The sequence below is a fragment of the Telluria sp. ZB4P34 genome, assembly GCF_059686055.1.
This window is the reverse complement of sequence record NZ_JCASIF010000001.1, coordinates 287488-308636: the sequence shown is the minus strand read 5'-3', so window position 1 is coordinate 308636 and position 21149 is coordinate 287488. Positions and strand designations below refer to the sequence as shown.

Below are 21149 nucleotides of genomic sequence, written 5' to 3'. Positions count from 1 at the left end.
CTGACCCTTGGGCTTCAGGCGCGCCACCCAGGTCCGGCGCCGGGGCTGCGCGGGTCTGGAAGCAGCGCCCGTGCGTCAGGGCGCCAGCCGGTAGCGCTGCTCGCGGTACAGCAGCGAAGGCAGCATCACGTGCGCCATGGCCCGGTCGACCTGGGCCTGGCTGGGCGTGCCCGCATGCGGACCCAGCACGCCGGTGGCGCTGTCGTAGCAGCCCAGCAGCGGCGCCTTCCCCGGCCGCAGGATGGTGGCCGCGCCTTCTTCGAGGTAGGTGAAATAGTTCTCGAACTGGAGCAGGGCCCGGCCCGGCGAGCTGCTGTCGCGCACGAAGTCGCGGCCGATCATCGGATGGGTGCTGGATACGCCCAGCAGCGACAGCAGGGTGGGACCGAGGTCGATCTGGCTGGCGAGGGTCTTGATGCGGCGCGCTTCGATGTCGGCGCCGAGGATCAGGCCGGGGATGTGGAATTTCTTGATCGGCACCAGGGCATTGCCGTACACCCGGTTGTCGTGGTCCGCCACGATCAGGAAGACCGTGTCCTTCCAATAGTCTTCCTGCTTGGCCGCGCGGATGAACTTGCCGAGCGCGTGGTCGGCGTACTTGACGGCGTTGTTGACGGTCTGCTTCGGCTGTTCGTGCAGGGCGATCTTCCCGTCCGGGAATTCGAAGGGTTCGTGGTTGGACGAGGTGAAGATCAGGCTGAAGAAAGGCTTCTTTTCCGCGTGCAGCTGCTTGAGGCGCCCGAGCGATTTGTCGAACAGGTCTTCGTCCGACGCGCCCCAGCTGCCCACGAACGACGGGCGCATCTGGCCGATGTCGACCACCTTGCGAAAGCCGTTCCCCGTGAAGAAGCGGCGCATATTGTCGAAGTGCGCTTCGCCCCCGTACACGAACTCGGTGTGGTAGCCCTGCTGGCCGAGGCCGGCCGCCAGGGTATAGAAGTTCTGCTGGGCCAGCGACAGCTTGACCACGCTGCGCGCCGGCGTGGGCGCATAGCCGGCCACCACCGCCTCGATGCCGCGCACCGAGCGGGTGCCGGTGGCATACAGCTGCTCGAACCACCAGCCTTCGTCCTTCAGCTTTTCCAGCTCCGGCGTCACCGGCAGACCACCCAGCGACTGGACGAAGGTCGCGCCCAGGCTTTCCTGCAGCACGATGACGAGGTTGAGCGGGCGCGGACGCGCAATCGCGGCCGGCTGGTAGTGCAGGGTCGGCAGGCCGGGGTTGCCGAACCGGGCGTCGCGCAGCCAGGGCGCCGCCTTGACTTCCTCGAGCACCCGGGCGGGCGGGAACGCGCCGTAGATTTCGGAAGACCTGGCTTCCTTGCGCAGCGAGCCGATCGCGTCGAACACCGACCAGGCCGAATTGATGATCAGGGAATTGACCATCGAGTCGCCGGTGAGTGCGAACAGGGCCGGATTGGCCGGGCGGTGGCCGGTGGTGGAGCGCACCTGCATGAAGACGAGCAGGCAGATCACGGGCCAGGCCAGCAGCAGCTTGCGCGCCGGCCACATGCTCATGCCGGTCGAGGCGCGCCGCAGCACCCGGTACAGGATCACGGACACCAGCAAGGTCGAACCGATGCCGAGCAGCAGGGCGGTGCGAAAGCCGTTCCACAGGGTGGCGAACACTTCGCGCGGGTAGACCAGGTACTCGATGAACAGGCGGTTCGGGCGCACGTCGTACTGCATGATGAACTGCGGCGATGACAGCTCCATGAAGACGATGAAGACCAGGGCGAAGGTGGCCCAGGCCACCGTGGCGGTGCGCCAGAAGCGGGCCGCGAAGCGGTGCGCGAGCAGGGGCGCGGCCAGCAGCGGAATGGCGATAAAGTAGCCGAGCAGGATCAGGTCGGCGCGCAGTCCCTGGATGAACAGGCCGGCGGCGATCCCGGTCGCCTCCACCCGCTCCCATTGCCACGCGGCGAGGGCGGCGCGCGACAGGGTCAGGATCGCCAGCCCGAGCAGGAGCATCTGGAGCAGGCTGGCATAGGGGCCGGCCCACAACGTGAAACGGGCGAGCCTCGAGGCGGAGCCCGCCTCGCGTGGGGTGGAACCGGATGTTTTTGGAAACATGGAAGCTGCGTCGCACCGCCTGAAGACGTCGAACACACATCGCCAGGCGATGCACCGTTGGCGCGGACCGTAGGCCGCCGCCGGCATATATGCATATGCTTGAGCAAATCATAGACGATGCTACGAGGAAATTGCTCAAATTAATGTGACGGCAGTGTTAAGAATGCGTGATTTGCGTGGCGGACATGCGACGATGCATGCAGCAGAACCGGCTGCCGCATCGTGTACGAGGAAGGACCGGCGGCCAGACGGCAGCCGGATGGATGCCTGGATATGCCGCTCGCGCGCGTGCTGTACGCCCAGAAATCGCCATGGTGCGGGGAGCCGCCCTGCTAAGGCAATGCCGGTGCCGGAAGCGCCCGATACGACGGCGCCAGGGCGCCGCGGGGGCGCCCCTTATGTCGCCGCCGGCAGCTTGCGGCGGGCCAGCGCCGGCATGATGTCGTAGCAGGCCCCCATGGTGTGGTAGTCGACCTTGCCGGCGGGGCTCTTTTCATCCGAATACTTGCGGTTGTCGGCGCTGAGGATGCGGTACCAGGCGCCGTGTGCGTGGTCGACGAAATGCGTCCAGCAGTAGCGCCACAGGCGCTCGTAGTCGGCCCAGTAGCGCCCGTCCCCGGTGCGGGCCCCCAGCAGCGCCGCCGCGGCCAGGGTCTCGGCCTGCACCCAGAAATACTTGTCGGCGTCGCAGATGCTGCCGTCGGGCGCGAACCCGTAGTGCAGGCCGCCATGCTCCTCGTCCCAGGCATGCCGCAGCGCCCGATCATACAAATCGCGGGCGGTGGGCAGCAGCCAGCCGGGATCGTCCGCGAGTTGCCCGGACTGCGCCTCCAGCTGCAGCAGCAGCTTGCTCCACTCGGTGAAATGGCCGGGCTGGTAACCCCAGGGCCGGAACAGGTTGGCCTTGTCGTGCAGGTTGAATTCCCAGTCCGGCTGCCAGTCGCGGGTGTAGTGTTCCCAGATCATGCCCTGTGCGCGCCCGGCCTGGCGCTGCGTGATGTTGCGGGCGACGAGTTCGGCGCGCCGCAGGTAGGCCCCCTCGCCGGTGGCGCGGAAGGCGGCCAGCAGGGCTTCGCAGGCATGCATGTTGGCGTTCTGGCCGCGGTAGGGGTCGAGCACGCTCCAGTCGGCGCTGGCCTGGTCGGCGTACAGGCCGTGCCCGTCTTCCCAGAAGCGCTCCTCCATCAGCGCGAAGGTTTCCCTGATCCAGCCCCGCGCTTCTTCCACGCCCGCCATGGCGGCGTGCGCGTAGGCCAGCAGCACGAAGGCCAGGCCGTAGCAATGGTTGTCTGCGTCGGTGACGCGCGCGCCGCCGTGCTCCCACTGCAGCTGCCAGGCGTAGCCGCCCGTGTCGGGATCGCGGTGGGCGCGGCGCAGGAAATCGACGCCATGGCGCACCATGCGCAGGTAGTCAGGGTCACGGTAGCGGCGCCAGGCCTGCGCGAACACGAACACGAAGCGGGTGCTCGACACCAGGTGGCGCGAGCGGCGCTCGTAGATGCTGCCGTCGTCGCGGAAGTAGTGGTAGAAGCCGCCGCTGGAGTCGACGCAGCGCGGGTAGTAGAAGGTCATCGTGTGCGCAACGTGCCGGTCGAGCACGTCGGGCGAGAAGAAGTCGGGCGTCTGGTCCATGGGAGTCCTTAGTTGTCGTCACTGCTCTCGCGCACCACCAGCCGCACCGGGAGGGTGCGGTCGGCATCGGGCGCAGCGTCCTTTTCCAGCAGTAGCGCGATTCCGGCCGCGCCGAGCGCTTCCTTGTCGATGGCGACGCTGCTGAGCGGCGGGATGGCGCCGGCCGCCGCCCCGATGTCGTCGAAACCGACGATCGCCAGGTCGTGCGGGATCTTCAGGCCGCGCGCGAGGCAGTGCCGCATCGCCGCCAGCGCGGTGCTGTCGTTGTAGCAGAACAGGGCGTCCGGGCGTTTCGGCAGGGCCAGCAGCGCGTCGACGGCATGGCCCACGTTGGCGAGCGGGTCGCCCACGCTGGGCAACTGCACTTCCAGCGCCGGGTCGGCCAGCATGCGCGCCTCGAACAAGGCCTTGCGAAAGCCGCGGCTGCGCTCGTGGATGCTGTGGTGGGCCAGCGAGCCGCACAGCATGGCGACGCGCCGGCGCCCGAGCTGCAGCAGGTGGCGGGTGGCCAGGTAGCCGCCGAGCCCGTGGTCCGGGTTGACGCAGCGATAGCCGGGCAGGCGCATGTCGAGCAGCACCAGCGGCTTGCCGGTGTCGCGCAGCGCCACGAGCAGCTCGGGTTCGAAGAAGCCTGCGCACAGCAGGGCGTCGGGCTGGTGCACCCGCACCAGTTCCAGCACGGGCTCAGCCGGCCCGACCACCACGAAGGACAGGGAAATGCCGCGCTTGCGGCAAGCCTCCTCCGCGCCATGCAGCACCGGCAGGTAGAACGGGCTGGACGACCGGGTGTCGTGCTGGCGGTGCAGCAAAAAGGCGACGCGCCGCACTTCGCCGGCGCGCAGCTTGCCGAGGTCGTAGCCGAGCTCGCGCGCCACTGCGCGGATGCGGGCGCGCGTCTTCTCGGTCAGGCCGTCCTGGTTCTTCAGCGCGCGCGAGACCGTGCCGATCGAATAATTGCTGGCCTTCGCGATGTCGCGGATCGTGACCCCCATGCGCCTATCCTTCCTCCTGCAGCACGGCCGGGCGGGCCGGATCGCGCGAGAAGGAATAGGGCGCATCCTGCTCGCGCGTGCCGCGCAGCCGGTTGGGCCGGGACGACATCGTGAAGTCGAGCGTCGCGCCATTGGCCATTTCCGCGTGATCGAGCCAGTTGCGCTGGACAGGCTTGCCCTCGATGCGCAGCGCATCGACGTAGCGCCCATCGCCGCGCGCACGCACGGTGAGCGTGCGCCCGTTCTCCAGCTTCACGCTCGCCTTCGGGAACAGCGGCGTGCCGACCACGTACTGGTTGACGGCGGGCGTCACCGGATAGAAGCCGAGCGCGGAGAACACGTACCAGGCCGAGGTCTGGCCATTGTCCTCGTCGCCGCAATAGCCGTCCGGCGTGGGCGCGTACATGCGGTCCATGGTCTCGCGGATCCAGTGCTGGGCCTTCCATGGAGCGCCGGCGTAGTTGTACAGGTAGATCATGTGCTGGATCGGCTGGTTGCCGTGGGCGTACTGGCCCATGTTCGCGATCTGCATCTCGCGGATTTCGTGGATCACGCTTTTATAATAGCTTTCGTCGTAGACGGGCGGCAGCGCGAACACGGCGTCGAGCTTGTCCACGAAGGCCCTGCGTCCGCCCATCAGCCTCACCAGCCCGTCGACGTCGTGGAACACCGACCAGGTGTAGTGCCAGCTGTTCCCCTCGGTGAAGGCGTCGCCCCATTTGAAGGGATTGAAGGGCGACTGGAAGCTGCCGTCGCGGTTCTTCCCGCGCATCAGGCCGGTCTCGGGATCGAACAGCTTCTTGTAGTTCATGCTGCGGCGCGCGTAGACGTCGATCTCGGCCGCCGGCTTGCCCAGCGCCTTGCCGAGCTGGTAGATGGTGAAGTCGTCGTAGGCGTATTCCAGCGTGCGCGCGGCATTCTCGTTGATGCCGACGTCATACGGGACGTAACCCAGCTCGTTGTAGTACTTCACGCCCTTGCGGCCGACCGCCGACATCGGCCCCTCGTTGTCGGCGCCGTGCTTCAGGGCCTGCCACAGCGTCTCGATGTCCTGGCCGCGCACGCCCTTGATGTACGCATCGGCCACGACCGAGGCCGAGTTATTGCCGATCATGATGTCGGCGTAGCCGGGGCTGGACCATTCGGGCAGCCAGCCGCCCTCCTTGAAGGCGTTGGCCAGGCCTTCCTGCATCTCGCGGTTGATCGACGGGTAGACCAGGTTCAGGAAGGGGTAGAGGGCGCGGAAGGTGTCCCAGAATCCGGTGCCGGCGAACAGGCGCCCCGGCAGCACCTGGCCGTTGTAGGGACTCCAGTGGACGGGTTTTCCGCCGGCGTCGAGCTCGTACATCTTGTGCGGGAACAGCACGGTGCGGTACAGCGAGGAATAGAAGGTACGGGTCTGGTCGACCGTGCCGCCTTCGACCGCCAGCTTGCCCAGCACGCCGTTCCACAGGGCCTTGGCCTTCGTTCTCGTGGTGTCGAAATCGTCCTTGCCGAGTTCGCGTTGCAGGTTCAGCTCGGCCTGCTCGAAGCTGATGAACGAGGACGCGACCCGCATGTGAACCTTCTGGCCCTTCGTGGTGGCGAAGCCGAGCAGGGCGCCGCTGTGCAGGCCCTCGTTTTCCAGCTTGCCTTCTTCCAGCTTGTCGCCCTGCCAGGTATCGGTGGACGTGAAGGGCTGGTCGAACTCGATAACGAAGTAGTTGCGGAAGTTTTTCGGCAGCGGACCGCGCCGGTGCAGGGTGCTGTACCCGATCACCCGGCGCCGGTCGGGCAGGATTTTGATGTAGGAGCCCTTCTCGAAGGCGTCGACCACCACGTAGCTGGCCTTCGACGCGGGGAAGGTGAAGCGGAATTGGGCCGCGCGCTCGGTCGGCGTGATCTCGGTGGTGACGTCGGCGTCGGCCAGGTAGACGCTGTAGTAATAGGGTTTCGCGACTTCCGCCTTGTGCGAGAACCAGCTGGCGCGCGCGTCCTGGGTAAAACGCTTGGACCCGGTCACCGGCATGATGGCGAACTGGCCGAAGTCGTTCATCCAGGGCGAGGGCTGGTGGGTCTGCTTGAAGCCGCGGATCTTGTCGGCATCGTAGGTATAGGCCCAGCCATGGCCCATCTTGCCGGTCTGCGGCGTCCAGAAATTCATGCCCCAGGGGACGGCGATGGCCGGGTAGGTGTTCCCGTTGGAGAGCTCCGGCTTGCTCATGGTGCCCATCAGGGGGTTGACCCATTCTACCGGGTCGCTCACCTTGCCCACCGTCTGGGCGCCGGCGGCGCCCGCCACCGCGAGTATTAGGGCTGCAGCGACGCGCATCATGGCTGACTCATTGGCAAATACGGCGTCTGGCTGTACGGACGGGCGGCGCGTTCCTTGCCCCATTCCTTGTTCGGCGCCGCCTGCATGGTAAACACGAGTTCGCCGCCGGCGCTGAGTTCTTCGTGCCTCAGGAAGCTGCGGACGAGCGGCTTGCCATTCAGGGTGACGCGGCCGACGTAGCGGTTCGCGTCGTTCAGGTTTTCGGCACGCACCGTGAAGCGCTTCCCGTTCGGCAGGGTCAACGCGGCGCGCTCGAGGAAGGGACGGCCGATCACATACTCGCCGCTAGCAGGCGCCACCGGGTAGAAGCCGAGCGCCGTGAAGGCGAACCATGCCGACATCTGTCCCAGGTCGTCGTTGCCCGACAGGCCGTCGGGGCGGTTGTGGTACTGGGTCGCCATGATGTGGCTCAGGCGTTCCTGGGTGCGCCAGGGCGCGCCGGCGAAGTTGTACAGGTAGGCCACATGGTGCGAGGGCTCGTTGCCGAGGGCGTAGTGGCCGATCAGGCCCGCGATGTCTTCCATGTGGGCATAGGCGTTGTCCGCGACCTTGGCCTCGAAGACCTGGTCGATCCTGGCGATCATGCCGGCGTCGCCGCCCAGCAGGGAAATCAGGCCGGCGTTATCGTGCGGCATGTACCAGGAATACTGCCAGGCGCTGCCCTCGGTGTAGTCGCTGCCGTAGCCCGACTGGGTCGGGTTGAACGGGGTGCGGAACTCGCCGGTCGACTTGCGGGCGCGGATGAAGCCGGTCTCCTTGTCGAACACATTGCGGTAGTTCTGGGCGCGCTTGTAGTAGTTCGCCGCGACGTCCTTCTTGCCCATCTTTTCGGCCATGCGCGCGATGGTCCAGTCGTCAAAAGCGTATTCCACCGTCTTGGACGCCGCTTCCGGCTCGCGGTCGATCGGCACGTAGCCCAGCTTCATGTAGTGCTCCAGCCCGCCGTAGGGGCCGTACTCTGCGCTGGCCCGCATCGCGGCCAGGGCCTTGTCGGCGTCGAATCCGCGGATGCCCTTCATGTAGGCGTCGGCGATCACGGGTACGGCGTGGTAGCCGATCATGCACCAGGTCTCCAGCCCGTGGAAGGACCATACCGGCAGGATGCCGTAGGGGCTGTGCTCGCGCGCGGCGATCAGGGAATTCACGAAATCGGCATTGCGTTTTTCCGGCGCCACCAGGGTGAGCAGCGGGTGCAGGGCGCGGTAGGTGTCCCACAGCGAAAAAGTGGAATGGAAGTTGAAGTTCTTCGCCTGGTGAATCTGGTTGTCGGGACCGCGGTAGCGGCCGTCGCGGTCCATGAACAGCGAGGGGGCCAGCATGCTGTGGTACAGGGCCGTGTAGAACATGGTGCGCATCGGTTCAGGCGCTTCGGCCTTCACCGAGGACAGCGCCTCGTTCCAGGCGGCGGAGGCGGCCGCGCGCTGGGCATCGAAGTCCCAGCCGGGCATCTCGTCCAGGTTGGCGATGGCATTGTCTTCGCTCACCGGCGAGATCGCGACCTTTACCAAGAGGGTGCTGTCGGCCGGGGCGCCGAATTCCAGGGCGGCCAGCAGCGCCTTGCCCTCGACCAGCACCTTGTCTGCCGGGGTCTTGCCGGGCGGGGCGAAGCCGCGGTATTCGATGGCTTCCTCGCGGTTGTGCAGCGCGTGCGCGGTCATCGGGCGCGAGAACTTCACCGCGAAATAGAGCTGGCGTCCCGGCGCCCAGCCGCGCGTCGTGCGCATGCCGGTGAGCGTGCTGGCGTCGCGCACGCGCAGCCGCGACCACAGGTTCTTGCTGCCGTAGTCGTAGATGCTCGAGCGCAGGTCGAGGATCAGCTTGGCCGGCGCATCCTTCCTGAAGCGGTAGCGGTGCAGGCCCACGCGTTCGCTGGCGGTGAGCTCCACGTCCACCTCGTTGTCCCGCAGGCGCACGGCGTAATAGCCCGGTTCCGCCTTTTCCTGGTCGTGCGAAAAACGCGAGCGGTAGCCGGAGAAGGGGCGTTCGGGGTAGCCTGGTTCCAGCTTGAGTTCGCCGCTGGTGGGCATCAGGAGCACGTCGCCCAGGTCGGAGTGGCCGCTGCCGGAGAAGTGGGTATGCGAGAAGCCGAGGATGGAATTGTCCTCATGGCGGTAGCCGGCGGCCCAGGGATAGCTCTGGCGGAAGTGGCGCACCTGGGTATCGGGGCTGAGCTGCACCATGCCGAAGGGGCGGCTGGCGCCGGGGAAGGTATGGCCGTCGCCGCCGGTGCCGATGAAGACGTTGACGGCGGCCGCTGGCGAACCAGCGGCTGGCGAACCAGCGGCCGGCGTCGCCGGGGCCGCCGCCTGGGCGGGAAGGGTCGGGGCCAATGCAGCCAGTGCAGTCAGCAGGAACGGGGAGAAGGCGGCGCGGATCGATCGAACGGTCATGGGGTCTCCAGGAATGGCGGCAAACACTCGCTTGTCTCGGATGTATATGCTGACTTTGCTTTTAGAGCAACAAAGCGATGGTAACCCAGCCATTGTTTAGCGCGTTTACTAAACATTCCCCGGTTCGTGGCAGTGCCCATGTGCGAACGTGTCCGCTACCGGCGCGGGCGCCAGACGCGTGGTATGGCAGGCGCAGGGACACGAATCGCATGCGAACGAGGCATCGGCTTGCTGGTCAAATGGGCAAGCGACGGTGAACTCAGCGATCGCCGGAGGACTCCGGCAGACTCCATTAACTGGTAACGACGGCTGGCGGCATGTCCCGCGGCTCGCCGCTCTCGCGACGGGCCACATGGACGATCGAGATGTCGAAGTGGTAGGTCATGGCCGACACCGCTCCCATGGCGTCGCCGGAGCAGATGCGGTCGACCACGGCTTCGTGCGCGTCGATCACGCGCGTCAGCTCGCTCTCGCTGCGGCGGTCGTCGAAGTGGATGCTCGACGAGGCCTCGACCGGCGTGCGCAGCGCGGCCAGCAGGATGCTGTTGAGCGGGTTGCCGCTGGCTTCCGCGATCACGGTGTGGATCGCGGTGTCGCAGGCGACCCGGCGTGCATGGTCGGAGCCGGCCGAGCGCATCTGCGCCACCAGCTCGCGCAGCTGCTGGCGCTGTTCCAGCGTGGCGTAGCGCGCCGCCAGCTGGGCCGTCTGCAGCTCGATCGCGCGCCGGGTTTCGATGACGTGCGCCACGCTCACCTGGGCCGTGGTGAGCGCATAGTCGAACACCTGGGCCAGTACGTGCGGGTCGATCGCCTTCAGGCGCGGCTTGCGCCCGCCCTCGATTTCCAGGATCCCGAGCGCGGCCAGCGTGCGGTAGGCTTCGCGCACGCTGCCGCGGCTGACTTTCAGTTCCAGCCCGATCTGTACTTCGCTGGGCACCATGTCGCCGGGCCGCAGCTGCTGGCGGTTGACGAGGGCCAGCAGGTGGCGAGCCACCTGGGCCGACAGGGTGGGACGTTCGAGCGAGTGGAGCGGGGCGAGCTGGTTCATCGATACAGCCTAACTATTCTGGCAAGTGCTGTCAAACGGCAGCGGGCAAGTCCGGATACACCTTGCCGATGCGGCGCGACAGGAGCCAGAAGAACAGCCCGGTAAAGATGTTGATCAGCGCAACCAGGGTCATCGACAGGCGCAGGCCGCCGACATCGCCGTCCGAGGCGAACGCGTCGCTCAGCACGCCGACCAGCACCGGCCCGAGTCCCTGGCCGATGACGACGCCGACCACCCCGATGATCGCCACCGCCGTCGCACGGGCCTGGGGCGAGACGAGGTCCTGCACGGTGCCGAACACGGGTCCGGCCAGGGTGCCGGCCGTCAGGAAGGCCAGGCAGAGCAGGCCCATGGCCATGATCGGATCCGGCACGTAGAAGCTGCCGATCAGGGGCAGCAGCACGCCCCAGCTGATGAAGGCCGAGTAGCGCGCTCCCCAGGTACGCGAGCCTTTCGCATATTTCACCGTGAGCTGGCCGCCGACCAGGGCGCCGATGCCGCTCGACAGGCCGATCGCCAGGCCCAGTCCGAGGCCGATCGCCATCGGGCTCATGGCGAAGGCACGTTCGAAGTAGCTCGGCAGCCAGGATGCGACCGCGCCGGACAGGCCGACGAAGGCAAAGGCGAACACCAGCATGAAGAAGCTGCGCAGGTCGCCCAGCTGGGTCCAGACACTGCTGCCCAACGCGGAGGGCGGCGGCTGGTCCACGCGCAATGGCTCGCGCACGGTGAAATGGAAGATGAGCGCCATGACCATGCCGGCCACGCCCAGGATGATGAAGCCCATGCGCCAGCCGACGGTCTGCACCAGGATGCCGCCGCCCAGCATCCCGCCCAGCATGCCCAGGTAGACGCCCGAGAAGTGGGCGCCGTAGGCGCGGCCGCGCAATTCGCGCGGGTAGTAGTCGCCCAGCATCGAGTGCGAGGCCGGCACGCAGCCGGCTTCGCCCACGCCCACGCCGATGCGCGCGGCCAGCAGGAACATGAAGCTGGTCGCCATGCCGGAGATGCCGGTCATGAAAGTCCAGACGACGAAGCTGAGGAAGATGATCCACTTGCGGTTGCCGCGGTCGGCCATGCGCGCCAGCGGGATCGACACCAGGCCGCCCAGCAGCGCGAAGGCCAGGCCCGTCATCAGGCCGAGCTGGGTGTCGCTGAGCAGGAATTCCTTCTTGATCGGCTCCATGAACATGGTGATGACCACCTTGTCGACCGAGCACATGAAACCCACCACGGCCAGCGCCACCAGCACATAGGTGCGGTAGGCGTCGCTGAACTGGCGGGGCGCGGCCGGCAGCTCGCCGGCCGGCATGGCGGTGGCGTCCATCGTATTGGTCATGGGTTTCATACGGCCACCTCGGGCGTGAGTGATGTGAATCCGGTCGGCGCCCAGTCCGCAGGGGCCGTGTCCATGAAGCGGCGCAGGTCGTCGGCCCACAGGGCGGCGTCGGCGCCGGAGGCGAAGTGCCCCTTTTCGCTGTCCAGTTCCACGTAGGACCAGTTGCCGGTGGCCGGCAAGGCCGCCACCTTGTGCGCGAGCGCGGGCGAGAACATCGGGTCGGTGCGCGAGATCACGTACAGCACCGGCGCGCGGATGGCGCCGAGCTGCGCGCGCAGGTCGAAGCTTTCGGCGGCGCGCATCAGCACGACCAGCGACATCGGGTCGAAAGCCGCCGCCCATTCGCGCGCCAGGCGGTCGACTTCCCGGGCGCGCTCGGCCGGGTCGGGAATGCGCTGCGCCAGCTCGACCTCGACGCCGTACTTGTTCAGGGTGTCGGTGCGCATCGCCACCAGGGTCTCGAACATGGCCTGGCGGTCGCCCGCCACCCATGCGGCCCAACCGGGCGTGCTTGATAAGGACGCGAGGATGGCGTCCGCCGTGCCGGGCGCGCCCGGATGCCATGGCGCGCCGACGGCCGCGGCCACCCGCTCGACCATGTCCGGGTAGCTCACCGCCCACTGGAAGGACTGGTAGGCGCCGAAGGACGGCCCGACCACGGCCGCCAGCCGGCGCACCCCCAGCGCGTCGAGCAGCGCCTTCTGTGTCCGGATGATGTCGTGCGTGGTAATGGCAGGGAAGTCGACGCCATACGGGCGCCCGGTGGCCGGATCGATGCTGGCCGGCCCGGTTGAGCCGTAGCAGGAACCGAGCATGTTCGGGCACACGACGAAGTAGCGCTCGGTGTCGATCGGCTTGCCCGGGCCCACCAGCTCGCTCCACGAACCCTCCGCGACGTTGGCGTCGCGGTCCAGCATCGTGGGGCCGGTGGTGTAGCCGTGCAGGACCAGCACCGCATTGGTCCCGTCGGCGTTCAGGCGGCCCATGCTGCGGTAGGCCGTGGTGGGCGCGGCGAGGACCGCGCCGCCGGCCAGGACCAGGTCCGGGCCGGTGTGGTAGTGCAGGATGGCGTCGTGGTGCATGGCGGTTCCGGTCAGAAGCGGTAGCTCAGGTCGGCGCCGAAGGTGCGCGGCGCGATGTAGGCGGCGCCGAACGGGCCGCCGGCCGGGGTCAGGCTTTGCGATTTCAGGAAGGTGATGCCGTCGCTGTTGCCCAGGTTCTTGCCGTAGAAGGCGAGGCGCCAGTTGCCGTTCTCGATGCCGGCGCTCAGGTTCACGGTGCTGTAGGACGGCACGTCCCTGGCCGCGCGCTGGCTGAAGTCGGAGCGGCGCTCGCCCGTGTAGTTGATGGTGCCGCCGGCGTAGGCGGTCCAGCCTGCGGTGACCGGGAACTGGTAGTTGGCGCCGATCGACGCGGTCATTTTCGGCACGAAGGGCAGGCGGTCGCCATCCAGGCCGCCGGCAGCCGGCGCGTTCTCGGTCAATTCCGCTTCGGTGTAGCCGAGCGAGCCGCGCAGCGACAGGCCCTTGACCGGGAAGTAGGACAGGGCCAGTTCGGCGCCGCGGCTGCGCGCCGAGCCGCCGTTGACCAGGAAGTTGAAGCCGGCTGCGCTGGTCTGGATCTGGATGCCTTCCCAGTCGGTCGAGAACAGGGCCGCCTCGATCGACAGGCGGCCATCGTCGATCACCGACTTGTAGCCGATTTCATAGCTGGTCAGGGTATCCGGCGCGAAGGTCAGGGGCGCCAGGGTCGCCGAGGTCGGCGGCACGGCGTTCGGGCCGCCCGGACGGAAGCCGGTCGCCACGCGCGCATACATCGCGGTGGTGGCGGACGGCTTGTAGCGCGCCGTGGCCAGGTAGGTGGTCTTGCTTTCCTCGGAACCGGAATCGAAGATCACCGGGGTCGGGCCCACCAGCAGGCCGCTGTAGTTCTGGGCATAGACCTGCTTGTCGCGGCCGTGGCGGATGCCGGCCAGCACGTCGAACTGCGGCGTGATCGCGTAGGTGGCGTTGGCGAACACCGAGTATTCCTTGTATTTGGTGTCGATCGAGGCCTTGACGATGCTCGGCAGCGGGTAATCGGCGCCGGTCGTGGTAGAGAACGGGCGGAAGCCGGGAATGCGGTTGCCGCTGTCTTCGTTGGTGTAGTACAGGCCGCCTTCGTACTCGAGACGGTCGTCGAAGGCGCTCGAGCGCAGGCGCAGCTCCTGCGACACGCGGTGGGTATTGGTGAACTGGGTCGAGGCGATGCCCAGGTCCGGGATGCCGAAGGCCGCGCCGAGCGCCACGCCATAGCCGAAGCTGCCGTCCGCTCCCTGCGCGGCATCGACGTTCTGCACCGTGGTCGAGGACACCAGCTCGAAGTCGCCGAGCTGGCCGTTGAGGGTGATGTTGGCCACTTCCAGGCTGGCCGAGGACAGTTCGTCGGTGAAGCGCTTCTGCGTCAGCTTGCCGTGCAGCGGGCGCAGGGAAACCGGGTCGAGGTCGACGATGGTGTTGCCGGTGGATTTCACCTTTTGCGTCAGCGCGAAGGCGCTCAGCTTCCAGTCGTTGTTGATCAGCCAGTTGAAGGCGATGCGGCCGCCGTCGACCTTGGCTTCGTTGACGTCCTTGCGGCCGCCCGTCTGGTCGATGTAGCCGGCATCGGTGCGGCTGAACGCCGACACGCGCAGCGCCATGTCCTGCTCGCCGAACGGGATGTTCAGCGCGGCGCGGGCATTCTTGCCATTGCCGCCGCCTTTCACGGCATTGGCGCCCAGGGTGACGCTGCCGCGCATGTTCCTGAAGTCGGGCGGGGAGGTCACGTAGCGCACCAGGCCGCCCATGGCGCCGGCGCCGTACAGGGTGCCTTGCGGGCCTTTCAGGATCTCGACGCGCTGCAGCTCGGCCGGGTCGATGTCCGGGGTAACCGCGCTGCCGGCGGCGTAGGCGTTCACCGAGCCGATCGGCGCTTCGTCGATGTAGAAGGCGGTGGTGGACGCCGGCTGGTTCACGCCCGTGCTGATGCCGCGCAGCGTGACCTGCGTGAAGCCCTGGCGGAACGAGGACAGCGACATGCCCGGCACCTGGGCCACGTAGTCTTCCAGGCGGACCTTGCCGTCCTTGGCCAGCTGGTCGGTCTTGACCGAGGTGACCGAGGCCGGCACGTCGATCGCCGCCTGCGCGCGCTTTTGCGCGGTGACGATGACCTTGTCGATGCCGTCGTCGCTTTGTGGCTGCTGCTGGGCCGCAGCGGGGAGGGCCGCCAGCGCGCACAGGAGCGAGACGGCGGCGGAGGTGGCGGTACGGGCGAAGCGCGGTGCGTGGTGCATGAGTGTCTCCAGTTGTATGGATCTATATAGTTATGGATGCTGCGGTGTTGCGGGTCTTGTAGGGTGGGCGGCTTCGCCGCCCACGCGTTCCGATCAGGCTTGCAGGTCGCAAGAACGAATCCATGTGCAAGTGTTGGTCGGACGCGTGGGCAGGGGAACTGCCCACCCTACGAAAAGATCTTTCCGGGATTGAGGATGCCGTTCGGGTCCCAGGCCTGCTTGATCGACTGCATCAGGCCGACGACTTCACCGCCGTACTCGAGCAGCAGCTTGGACTTCTTGCCCATGCCGATGCCGTGTTCGCCGGTGCAGGTGCCGCCGACCGAGAGGGCGCGGTCCACCATCGCCGCATACACCCGGTCGACGGCGGCATGTTCTTCCGGCCGGTCCGGCATCGGCATGAACAGCACGTGGAAGTTGCCGTCGCCGACGTGGCCCAGGATGGGGGCGACCAGGCCTTCGGCGTCGATCATGGCGCGCGCTTCGGCCACGCTGTCGGCCAGCGCCGACATCGGCACGCAGATGTCGGCCACCACGCTCACGCAACCCGGGCGCAGGGCAAGGGCGGCGAAATAGGCCAGGTGGCGCGCATGCCACAGGCGGGAGCGGTCTTCGGGGCGGGTGGCCCATTCAAAATTGCTGCAGCCATGGCCGCCGCAGACTTCCTGCGCCAGTTCGGCCTGCTCCTTGACCGCCAGCGGCGTGCCGTGGAATTCCAGGAACAGGGTCGGCAGCTCGGCCAGGCCCAGGTGCGAGTGCTGGTTGCAGGCGCGCACCTGGTGCTCGTCGAGGAATTCGATGCGCGCGAAGGGCACGCCCGACATCGACAGCTCGGTCACCGCATCGACCGCCGCTTCCAACGTGGGAAACGCGCAGCTGGCGGCCGCCACTTCGACCGGCAGCGGGTGCAGGCGCAGGGTGATTTCGGTGATGATGCCGAGGGTGCCTTCGGAGCCGGTGAGCAGGTGTACCAGGTCGTAGCCGGCCGAGGATTTGCGGGCGCGGCTGCCGATGCGCACCAGGCGGCCGTCGGCCAGCGCCACTTCCAGGCACTGCACGTTATGCGCCATCGAGCCGTAGCGCAGGGTGGTGGTGCCGGATGCGCGGGTGGAGACCATGCCGCCGATGGTGGCGTTGGCGCCCGGGTCGACCGGGAAGAACAGGCCGGTGCCTTTCAGGTGCGCGTTGAGGGCTTCGCGGGTGATGCCCGGCTGGACCACGCAGTCGCTGTCTTCGGCGTTCACGGCAAGCACGGCATCCATGCGCGACATGTCGATGCACACGCCGCCGAACGGCGCGCTGACGTGCCCCTCGAGCGAGCTGCCGGCGCCGAACGCGATGACCGGCACGCGCTGTTCGTTGCAGAGCGCCAGGATCGCGCAGACTTCCTGCTTGTCCAGCGGCCAGACGACGACGTCCGGCGCCATGCTGGTGGCCAGGCCTTCGCCGCGCGCATGCTGTTCGCGCACGGCCTGCACGACGCTGACCCGGTCGCGGTAGCGCTCGCGCAGCGGCGCAAGTACGGACTCGACCGGGCCGAATTGAATAAGGGGGTGTCTCGAAGTCATTCTGCGTCCTTAATGAGGATCGGTTCGTCAGTACGGTCCGAGAATACGCCGCCGATTCCAACCTGTCAAACATGTTTAACACGTTGTGGGCGTGCCACACGGCTATGCACGGTGATATGGCCCTAATATCACCCGACCTGTATGATATGTTTTCTATATTAAACAAATGGGAGACACCATGCATGCCGACCAACCCGCCGTCATCCTCGTCCACGGCGCTACCCTGAACGGACGCTCCTGGGATCCGGTGCGCCGCCTGATCGACCCGCGCCTGCGCGTGCTGGCGCCCGACCTGCCTGGCCACGGCGCACGCCAGCACGAGCGCTATACGCTGCAGGGCGGTATCGAGACGGTGGTGGCGGCCGCGCGCGAACTGGGCGACGCGCCCTTCATCGTGGCCGGCGATTCGCTCGGCAGCTTCACCTCGCAGGCGGCGGCCGCGGCGCTGCCGCAGGAGCGGCTCAAGGGCCTGGTGCTGGGTGGCGCCAGCCACGAGTTCCGCGGGGCGCCGGTCTTGCCCTACCTGGTCAAGTCCCTGAACTTCCGCCTCATGCTGGCCCTGTTCGGCGAACGCAAGCTGGTCGAAGAAAAGATTCCCGCCACCTTGCGCGAATTCGGCATGAGCGACGCGGATGCGGATGCCGCGCTGGCGGCGGGGATCAGTTTGAAGGTGTTCCCGCAGGCCGTGGCGGCGCTGCGCGGCGTCGACTTCCGGGGCAAGCTCGCCGCGATCACCCAGCCGACCCTGTTCATCAACGGCGACCGCGACACCTACCACGTGCGCGGCGAAGCACGCTACGTCGCCGCGGCCCGGCAGGCCAGCATCGCGCGCCTGCCCGGCTGCGAGCACGGCGTGAGCCTGCGCCGCAGCGCCGACTACGCCGAACTGCTGAACGGCTTCGCGCGCCGGGTCCTGCTGTAGGACCCGGCCGGCGCCTCAGGTGCCGGTGCGCAAACCGGCCTGGGGCGCCGCCAACAGCGCCGCCTGCTTTTCCCAATACGCCTGCATCGCCGCTTCCTTGACCGGGCCGAAGCCGCGCACCTCCTGCGGCAGCTGCGCCAGCTGCAGCGCCCGCGCCAGTCCGTCGCGCTCGAGCGTGGCGCAGGCGCCGGCCATCACTGCCAGGTAGTCCTCGGCCAGGCGCCGTTCCGCGCGCCGTTCCTGCGTCTGGCCGAAGGGATCGAAGCGGCTGCCGCGCAGGAATTTCAGTCGCGCCAGCAGCGCGAAGGCGGGCAGGATCCAGGGACCGAACTTGCGTTTCTTCGGCCGGCCGGTGTCCGGGTCGATGCGCGAGAGCAGCGGCGGGGCCAGCCACAGCGAGACCTTGCGGGTGTCCGAGAACTGCGCGGCCAGCGAAGCCTTGAATTCGGCGCTGCCGTACAGGCGCGCCACTTCGTACTCATCCTTGTAGGCCATCAGGCGATAGGCGTTCTCCGCCACGCTGCGGGCGATGGCTTCGCTGTCCGGAGCGACGCGCGCTTCGGCGGCGCGGGCCAGTTCCACCAGCCTGCGGTAGCGCGCCGCATACGCCGCGTCCTGGTAAGCGCTCAACTCGGCCGTACGTGCGATCACCAGGTCGTCCAGGACCTGCGGCGCCGCCGGCGCGCTCGGCGTGTTCGCCTCGAGCAGCGCCGCCGGATCGGCCGCGGCGATCCGTCCCCAGGCGAAGGCCCGCTTGTTCAGCGCCACGGCAGCGCCGTTGCGTTCGATCGCCTCTTCGATCGCTGCCTGCGACAGCGGCACCAGCCCCCGCTGCCAGGCATAGCCCAGCATCAGGGTGTGCGCGACCACGGTGTCGCCGAACAGCGACTGGGCCAGGCTGCTGGCGGAAACGCCATGGAAGGCGCCAGGCATGGAGTGGTGGCGCACCCGGTCGAGCATCAGGCCGGTGGGCTGGGTGGCGTCGCGCTGGCGCACCACGGCGGAAGTCGGGGCCTGGTCGGTATTGACGACGCTGGCCGTGCGCGTGGGCGAGAGCCGCGCCAGGTTGTCGCCTGCCGCGGCGACGACGAGGTCCGCGCCCAGCAGCAGGTCGGCTGCGCCCGGTCCGACCCGCACCGCGCCGATGTGCTGCGCCGTGGCGGCGATGCGCACCTGGCTGACCACCGCGCCATTCTTTTGCGCCAGGCCGGTGAAATCGAGCACGGTGGCGGCCTTGCCCTCGAGGTGGGCGGCGGCGCCGAGCAGGGCGCCCATGGTCAGCACGCCGCTGCCGCCGATGCCGGTGACGACCACGTTGAAGCTGTCTCCCAGCGCCGGCAGCGCGGGCAGGGGCAGGGCCGGCGCCAGGCGCGCCTCCAGCGCGCGCAGGCGTGCATCGTCGGGCTTGCGCAGGCGTGCGCCTTCGATCTCGACGAAGCTCGGGCAGAAGCCCTTGGCGCAGGAGACATCCTTGTTGCAGGCGCTCTGGTTGATCTTGCGCTTGCGCCCATAGGCGGTTTCGAGCGGCTCGATCGCGATGCAGTTCGACTGCACCGAGCAGTCGCCGCAGCCCTCGCAGACGCGCTCGTTGATGAAGATGCGCCTGTCGGGATCGGGCAGCTGGCCGCGCTTGCGGCGGCGGCGCTTCTCGGAGGCGCAGGTCTGCTCGTAGACGATGGCGCTCACGCCGGGAATCGCGCGCAGTTCGCGCTGGACCGCGTCGAGCGTGCTGCGCGCGTGCACCGTGACGCCCGGCGCCAGGTCGCCGGCGTCCAGCCAGCGCGCCGGGTCTTCCGACACCAGGGCGATGCGCCCGACGCCTTCCGCATGCAGCTGGCGCGTGATGCGGGCCGGGTCGATCACGCCTTCGGCCGCCTGGCCGCCGGTCATGGCCACCGCGTCGTTGTACAGGATCTTGTAGGTGATGTTGGTGCCAGCCGCCACCGCTGCGCGGATGGCCAGCAGGCCGGAGTGCTGGTAGGTGCCGTCGCCCAGGTTCTGGAACAGGTGGCCGGTCGTGGAGAAGGGCGCGGCGCCCAGCCACTGCGCGCCTTCGCCGCCCATCTGCGAGAAAGTAGTCGTCTTGAGTTCGGGCTGGGCCAGCGCCATCACATGGCAGCCGATACCGCCGCCGCTGCGCGAGCCTTCCGGCGTGCGGGTCGAAGTATTGTGCGGGCAACCGGAGCAGAAGTAGGGCGCGCGGATCGGGATCACCGCGCCCGGCCCGGCCGCCCGTGGCCGGTCGATCGCGGCCAGGCGCTCGCGCAGCAGCGGCAAGGCCTCGCCGAAGCGCGCCGCCAGCGCGCGCGCCACGATCAGGGGCGTGAATTCGGAGATCTCGGGCAGCACGGCGCCGCCCTTGCCGCTGACGCGCGGGCGCGCCGCGCCCTCCAGGCCGTACAGGGCGTCCTTCAGCTGCGCTTCGACATTGCTGCGTTTTTCTTCGACCACCAGCACTTCCTCGTGGCCGCCGGCAAAGGCGCAGGCGCCCTCGGTCTCGAGCGGCCAGCTCATCGCCACCTTGTACACGGAAATGCCCATCGCGGCCACCTCGTCCATGCCCAGGCCGAGGTCGGCGAAGGCCTGCATCAGGTCCTGGTGCGCCTTGCCCACCGTGACGATTCCGAAGCGCCGCTGCGCCGCCTCCACGACCGTGCGGTCGATGCGGTTGGCGCGCGCCCAGGCGCGCGCGGCGGGCAGGCGCTCGTCGACCAGGCGGCGTTCGAGTTCGGCGCGCTGGCCCGGCCAGGCCAGTGTCGGGTCCCAGTTGTAGCCATGGTTTGGGGCCGGGCCGGGCGGCGTGACGAAGACGGGAGCCTCCGGCAGGCTGAAGGTGGCGGCGGTTTCCACCACCTCGGCGATGGTCTTGAGGCCCACCCACAGCCCGCAGTAGCGCGACAGGGCGATGCCTGCCAGGCCCAGCTCGATGACTTCGCGCACGCTGGCCGGCTGCAGCACCGGCATCGAGGCCGCATGGAAGATGCCGTCGGTCTGGTGCGGGTACATCGAGGATTGGGCCGCATGGTCGTCGCCCGACACGGCCAGCACGCCGCCCAGCGGCGAGGTGCCGAGCATGTTCGCGGTGCGGAACACGTCGCCGGTGCGGTCCACGCCCGGGCCCTTGCCGTACCAGATGCCGAATACGCCGTCGACCCGGCCCGGCCCGAAGGCGGTATGCATCTGCGCGCCCCACAGCGCGGTGGCGGCCAGGTCCTCGTTCAGGCCAGGCTGGAACACGATGTCGTGGGCGGCCAGGTCGTCCTGCGCCTTCCACAGCTGCTGGTCGTAGGCGCCCAGCGGCGAGCCGCGGTAGCCCGAGACCAGGCCGGCCGTGGAAAGACCCTGCGCCCGGTCGAGGCGGCGCTGCAGCATGGGCAGCAGCACCAGCGCCTGTATCCCCGTGAGGAAGACCTGGCCCTGCGCCTGTTGGTAGATGCTGGCGCGCGGCGCCTTGCGTGAAAGTTCCATCATTCGTCCCCGTGTGCTTGTTATCGGAATGAGAGAAATTTTAGGAGCAAGGGCGGAGCGATTGGGACTGAAAGCGGTTAAACTTGTGCTGTG

12 protein-coding genes are annotated in these 21149 nt (G+C 68.0%); 1 reads left to right on the top strand and 11 read right to left on the bottom strand.

The features are described 5' to 3' along the window. Nucleotides 1-75: 75 nt before the first annotated feature. From AC56KL_RS01340 to AC56KL_RS01295, 10 genes are all read right to left on the bottom strand, one after another. Nucleotides 76-2073, bottom strand: a complete 1998-nt coding sequence (locus AC56KL_RS01340) for an LTA synthase family protein (RefSeq protein ID WP_497178357.1) — start codon at nt 2071-2073, stop codon at nt 76-78. Nucleotides 2074-2469: 396 nt separating this feature from the next. Continuing rightward, on the bottom strand, nt 2470-3705 hold the full coding sequence (locus AC56KL_RS01335; protein ID WP_497178356.1) for an AGE family epimerase/isomerase: 1236 nt from the start codon (nt 3703-3705) through the stop codon (nt 2470-2472). 8 nt (nt 3706-3713) lie between these two features. Next, a complete protein-coding gene (locus AC56KL_RS01330; RefSeq protein WP_497178355.1) occupies nt 3714-4697 on the bottom strand; it encodes a LacI family DNA-binding transcriptional regulator in 984 nt (327 codons plus the stop codon). A 4-nt stretch (nt 4698-4701) separates the two neighbouring features. Further along, nucleotides 4702-7011, bottom strand: coding sequence for a GH92 family glycosyl hydrolase (locus tag AC56KL_RS01325; RefSeq protein WP_497178354.1), 2310 nt, complete (start codon nt 7009-7011; stop codon nt 4702-4704). Beyond that, entirely contained in the window at nt 7008-9401 is a 2394-nt protein-coding gene (locus tag AC56KL_RS01320; protein WP_497178353.1) for a GH92 family glycosyl hydrolase, read from the bottom strand. Before AC56KL_RS01320 ends, AC56KL_RS01325 begins: the two co-directional genes overlap by 4 nt. Nucleotides 9402-9693: 292 nt before the next feature. Beyond that, nucleotides 9694-10449: a FadR/GntR family transcriptional regulator gene (locus AC56KL_RS01315; RefSeq protein WP_497178352.1), complete on the bottom strand. Its 756-nt coding sequence runs from the start codon at nt 10447-10449 to the stop codon at nt 9694-9696. Nucleotides 10450-10480: 31 nt separating this feature from the next. Further along, nucleotides 10481-11797, bottom strand: coding sequence for an MFS transporter (locus tag AC56KL_RS01310; RefSeq protein WP_497178351.1), 1317 nt, complete (start codon nt 11795-11797; stop codon nt 10481-10483). Then, entirely contained in the window at nt 11794-12870 is a 1077-nt protein-coding gene (locus tag AC56KL_RS01305) for an alpha/beta fold hydrolase (RefSeq protein ID WP_497178350.1), read from the bottom strand. Before AC56KL_RS01305 ends, AC56KL_RS01310 begins: the two co-directional genes overlap by 4 nt. Nucleotides 12871-12881: 11 nt before the next feature. Then, nucleotides 12882-15098: a TonB-dependent receptor gene (locus AC56KL_RS01300; RefSeq protein WP_497178349.1), complete on the bottom strand. Its 2217-nt coding sequence runs from the start codon at nt 15096-15098 to the stop codon at nt 12882-12884. A gap of 167 nt (nt 15099-15265) precedes the next feature. Beyond that, complete coding sequence (locus AC56KL_RS01295) at nt 15266-16666, bottom strand: FAD-binding oxidoreductase (RefSeq protein ID WP_497178348.1); 1401 nt, start codon at nt 16664-16666, stop codon at nt 15266-15268. A gap of 178 nt (nt 16667-16844) precedes the next feature. Between AC56KL_RS01295 and AC56KL_RS01290 the strand changes: the two genes are divergently transcribed. Next, nucleotides 16845-17588 carry an alpha/beta fold hydrolase gene (locus AC56KL_RS01290; RefSeq protein ID WP_497178347.1) on the top strand — a complete coding sequence of 248 codons (744 nt, stop codon included), beginning with the start codon at nt 16845-16847 and terminating at the stop codon, nt 17586-17588. A gap of 15 nt (nt 17589-17603) precedes the next feature. Here AC56KL_RS01290 and AC56KL_RS01285 read toward each other — a convergent pair whose 3' ends face one another. Beyond that, nucleotides 17604-21059, bottom strand: a complete 3456-nt coding sequence (locus tag AC56KL_RS01285) for an indolepyruvate ferredoxin oxidoreductase family protein (protein WP_497178346.1) — start codon at nt 21057-21059, stop codon at nt 17604-17606. Nucleotides 21060-21149 lie beyond the last annotated feature (90 nt).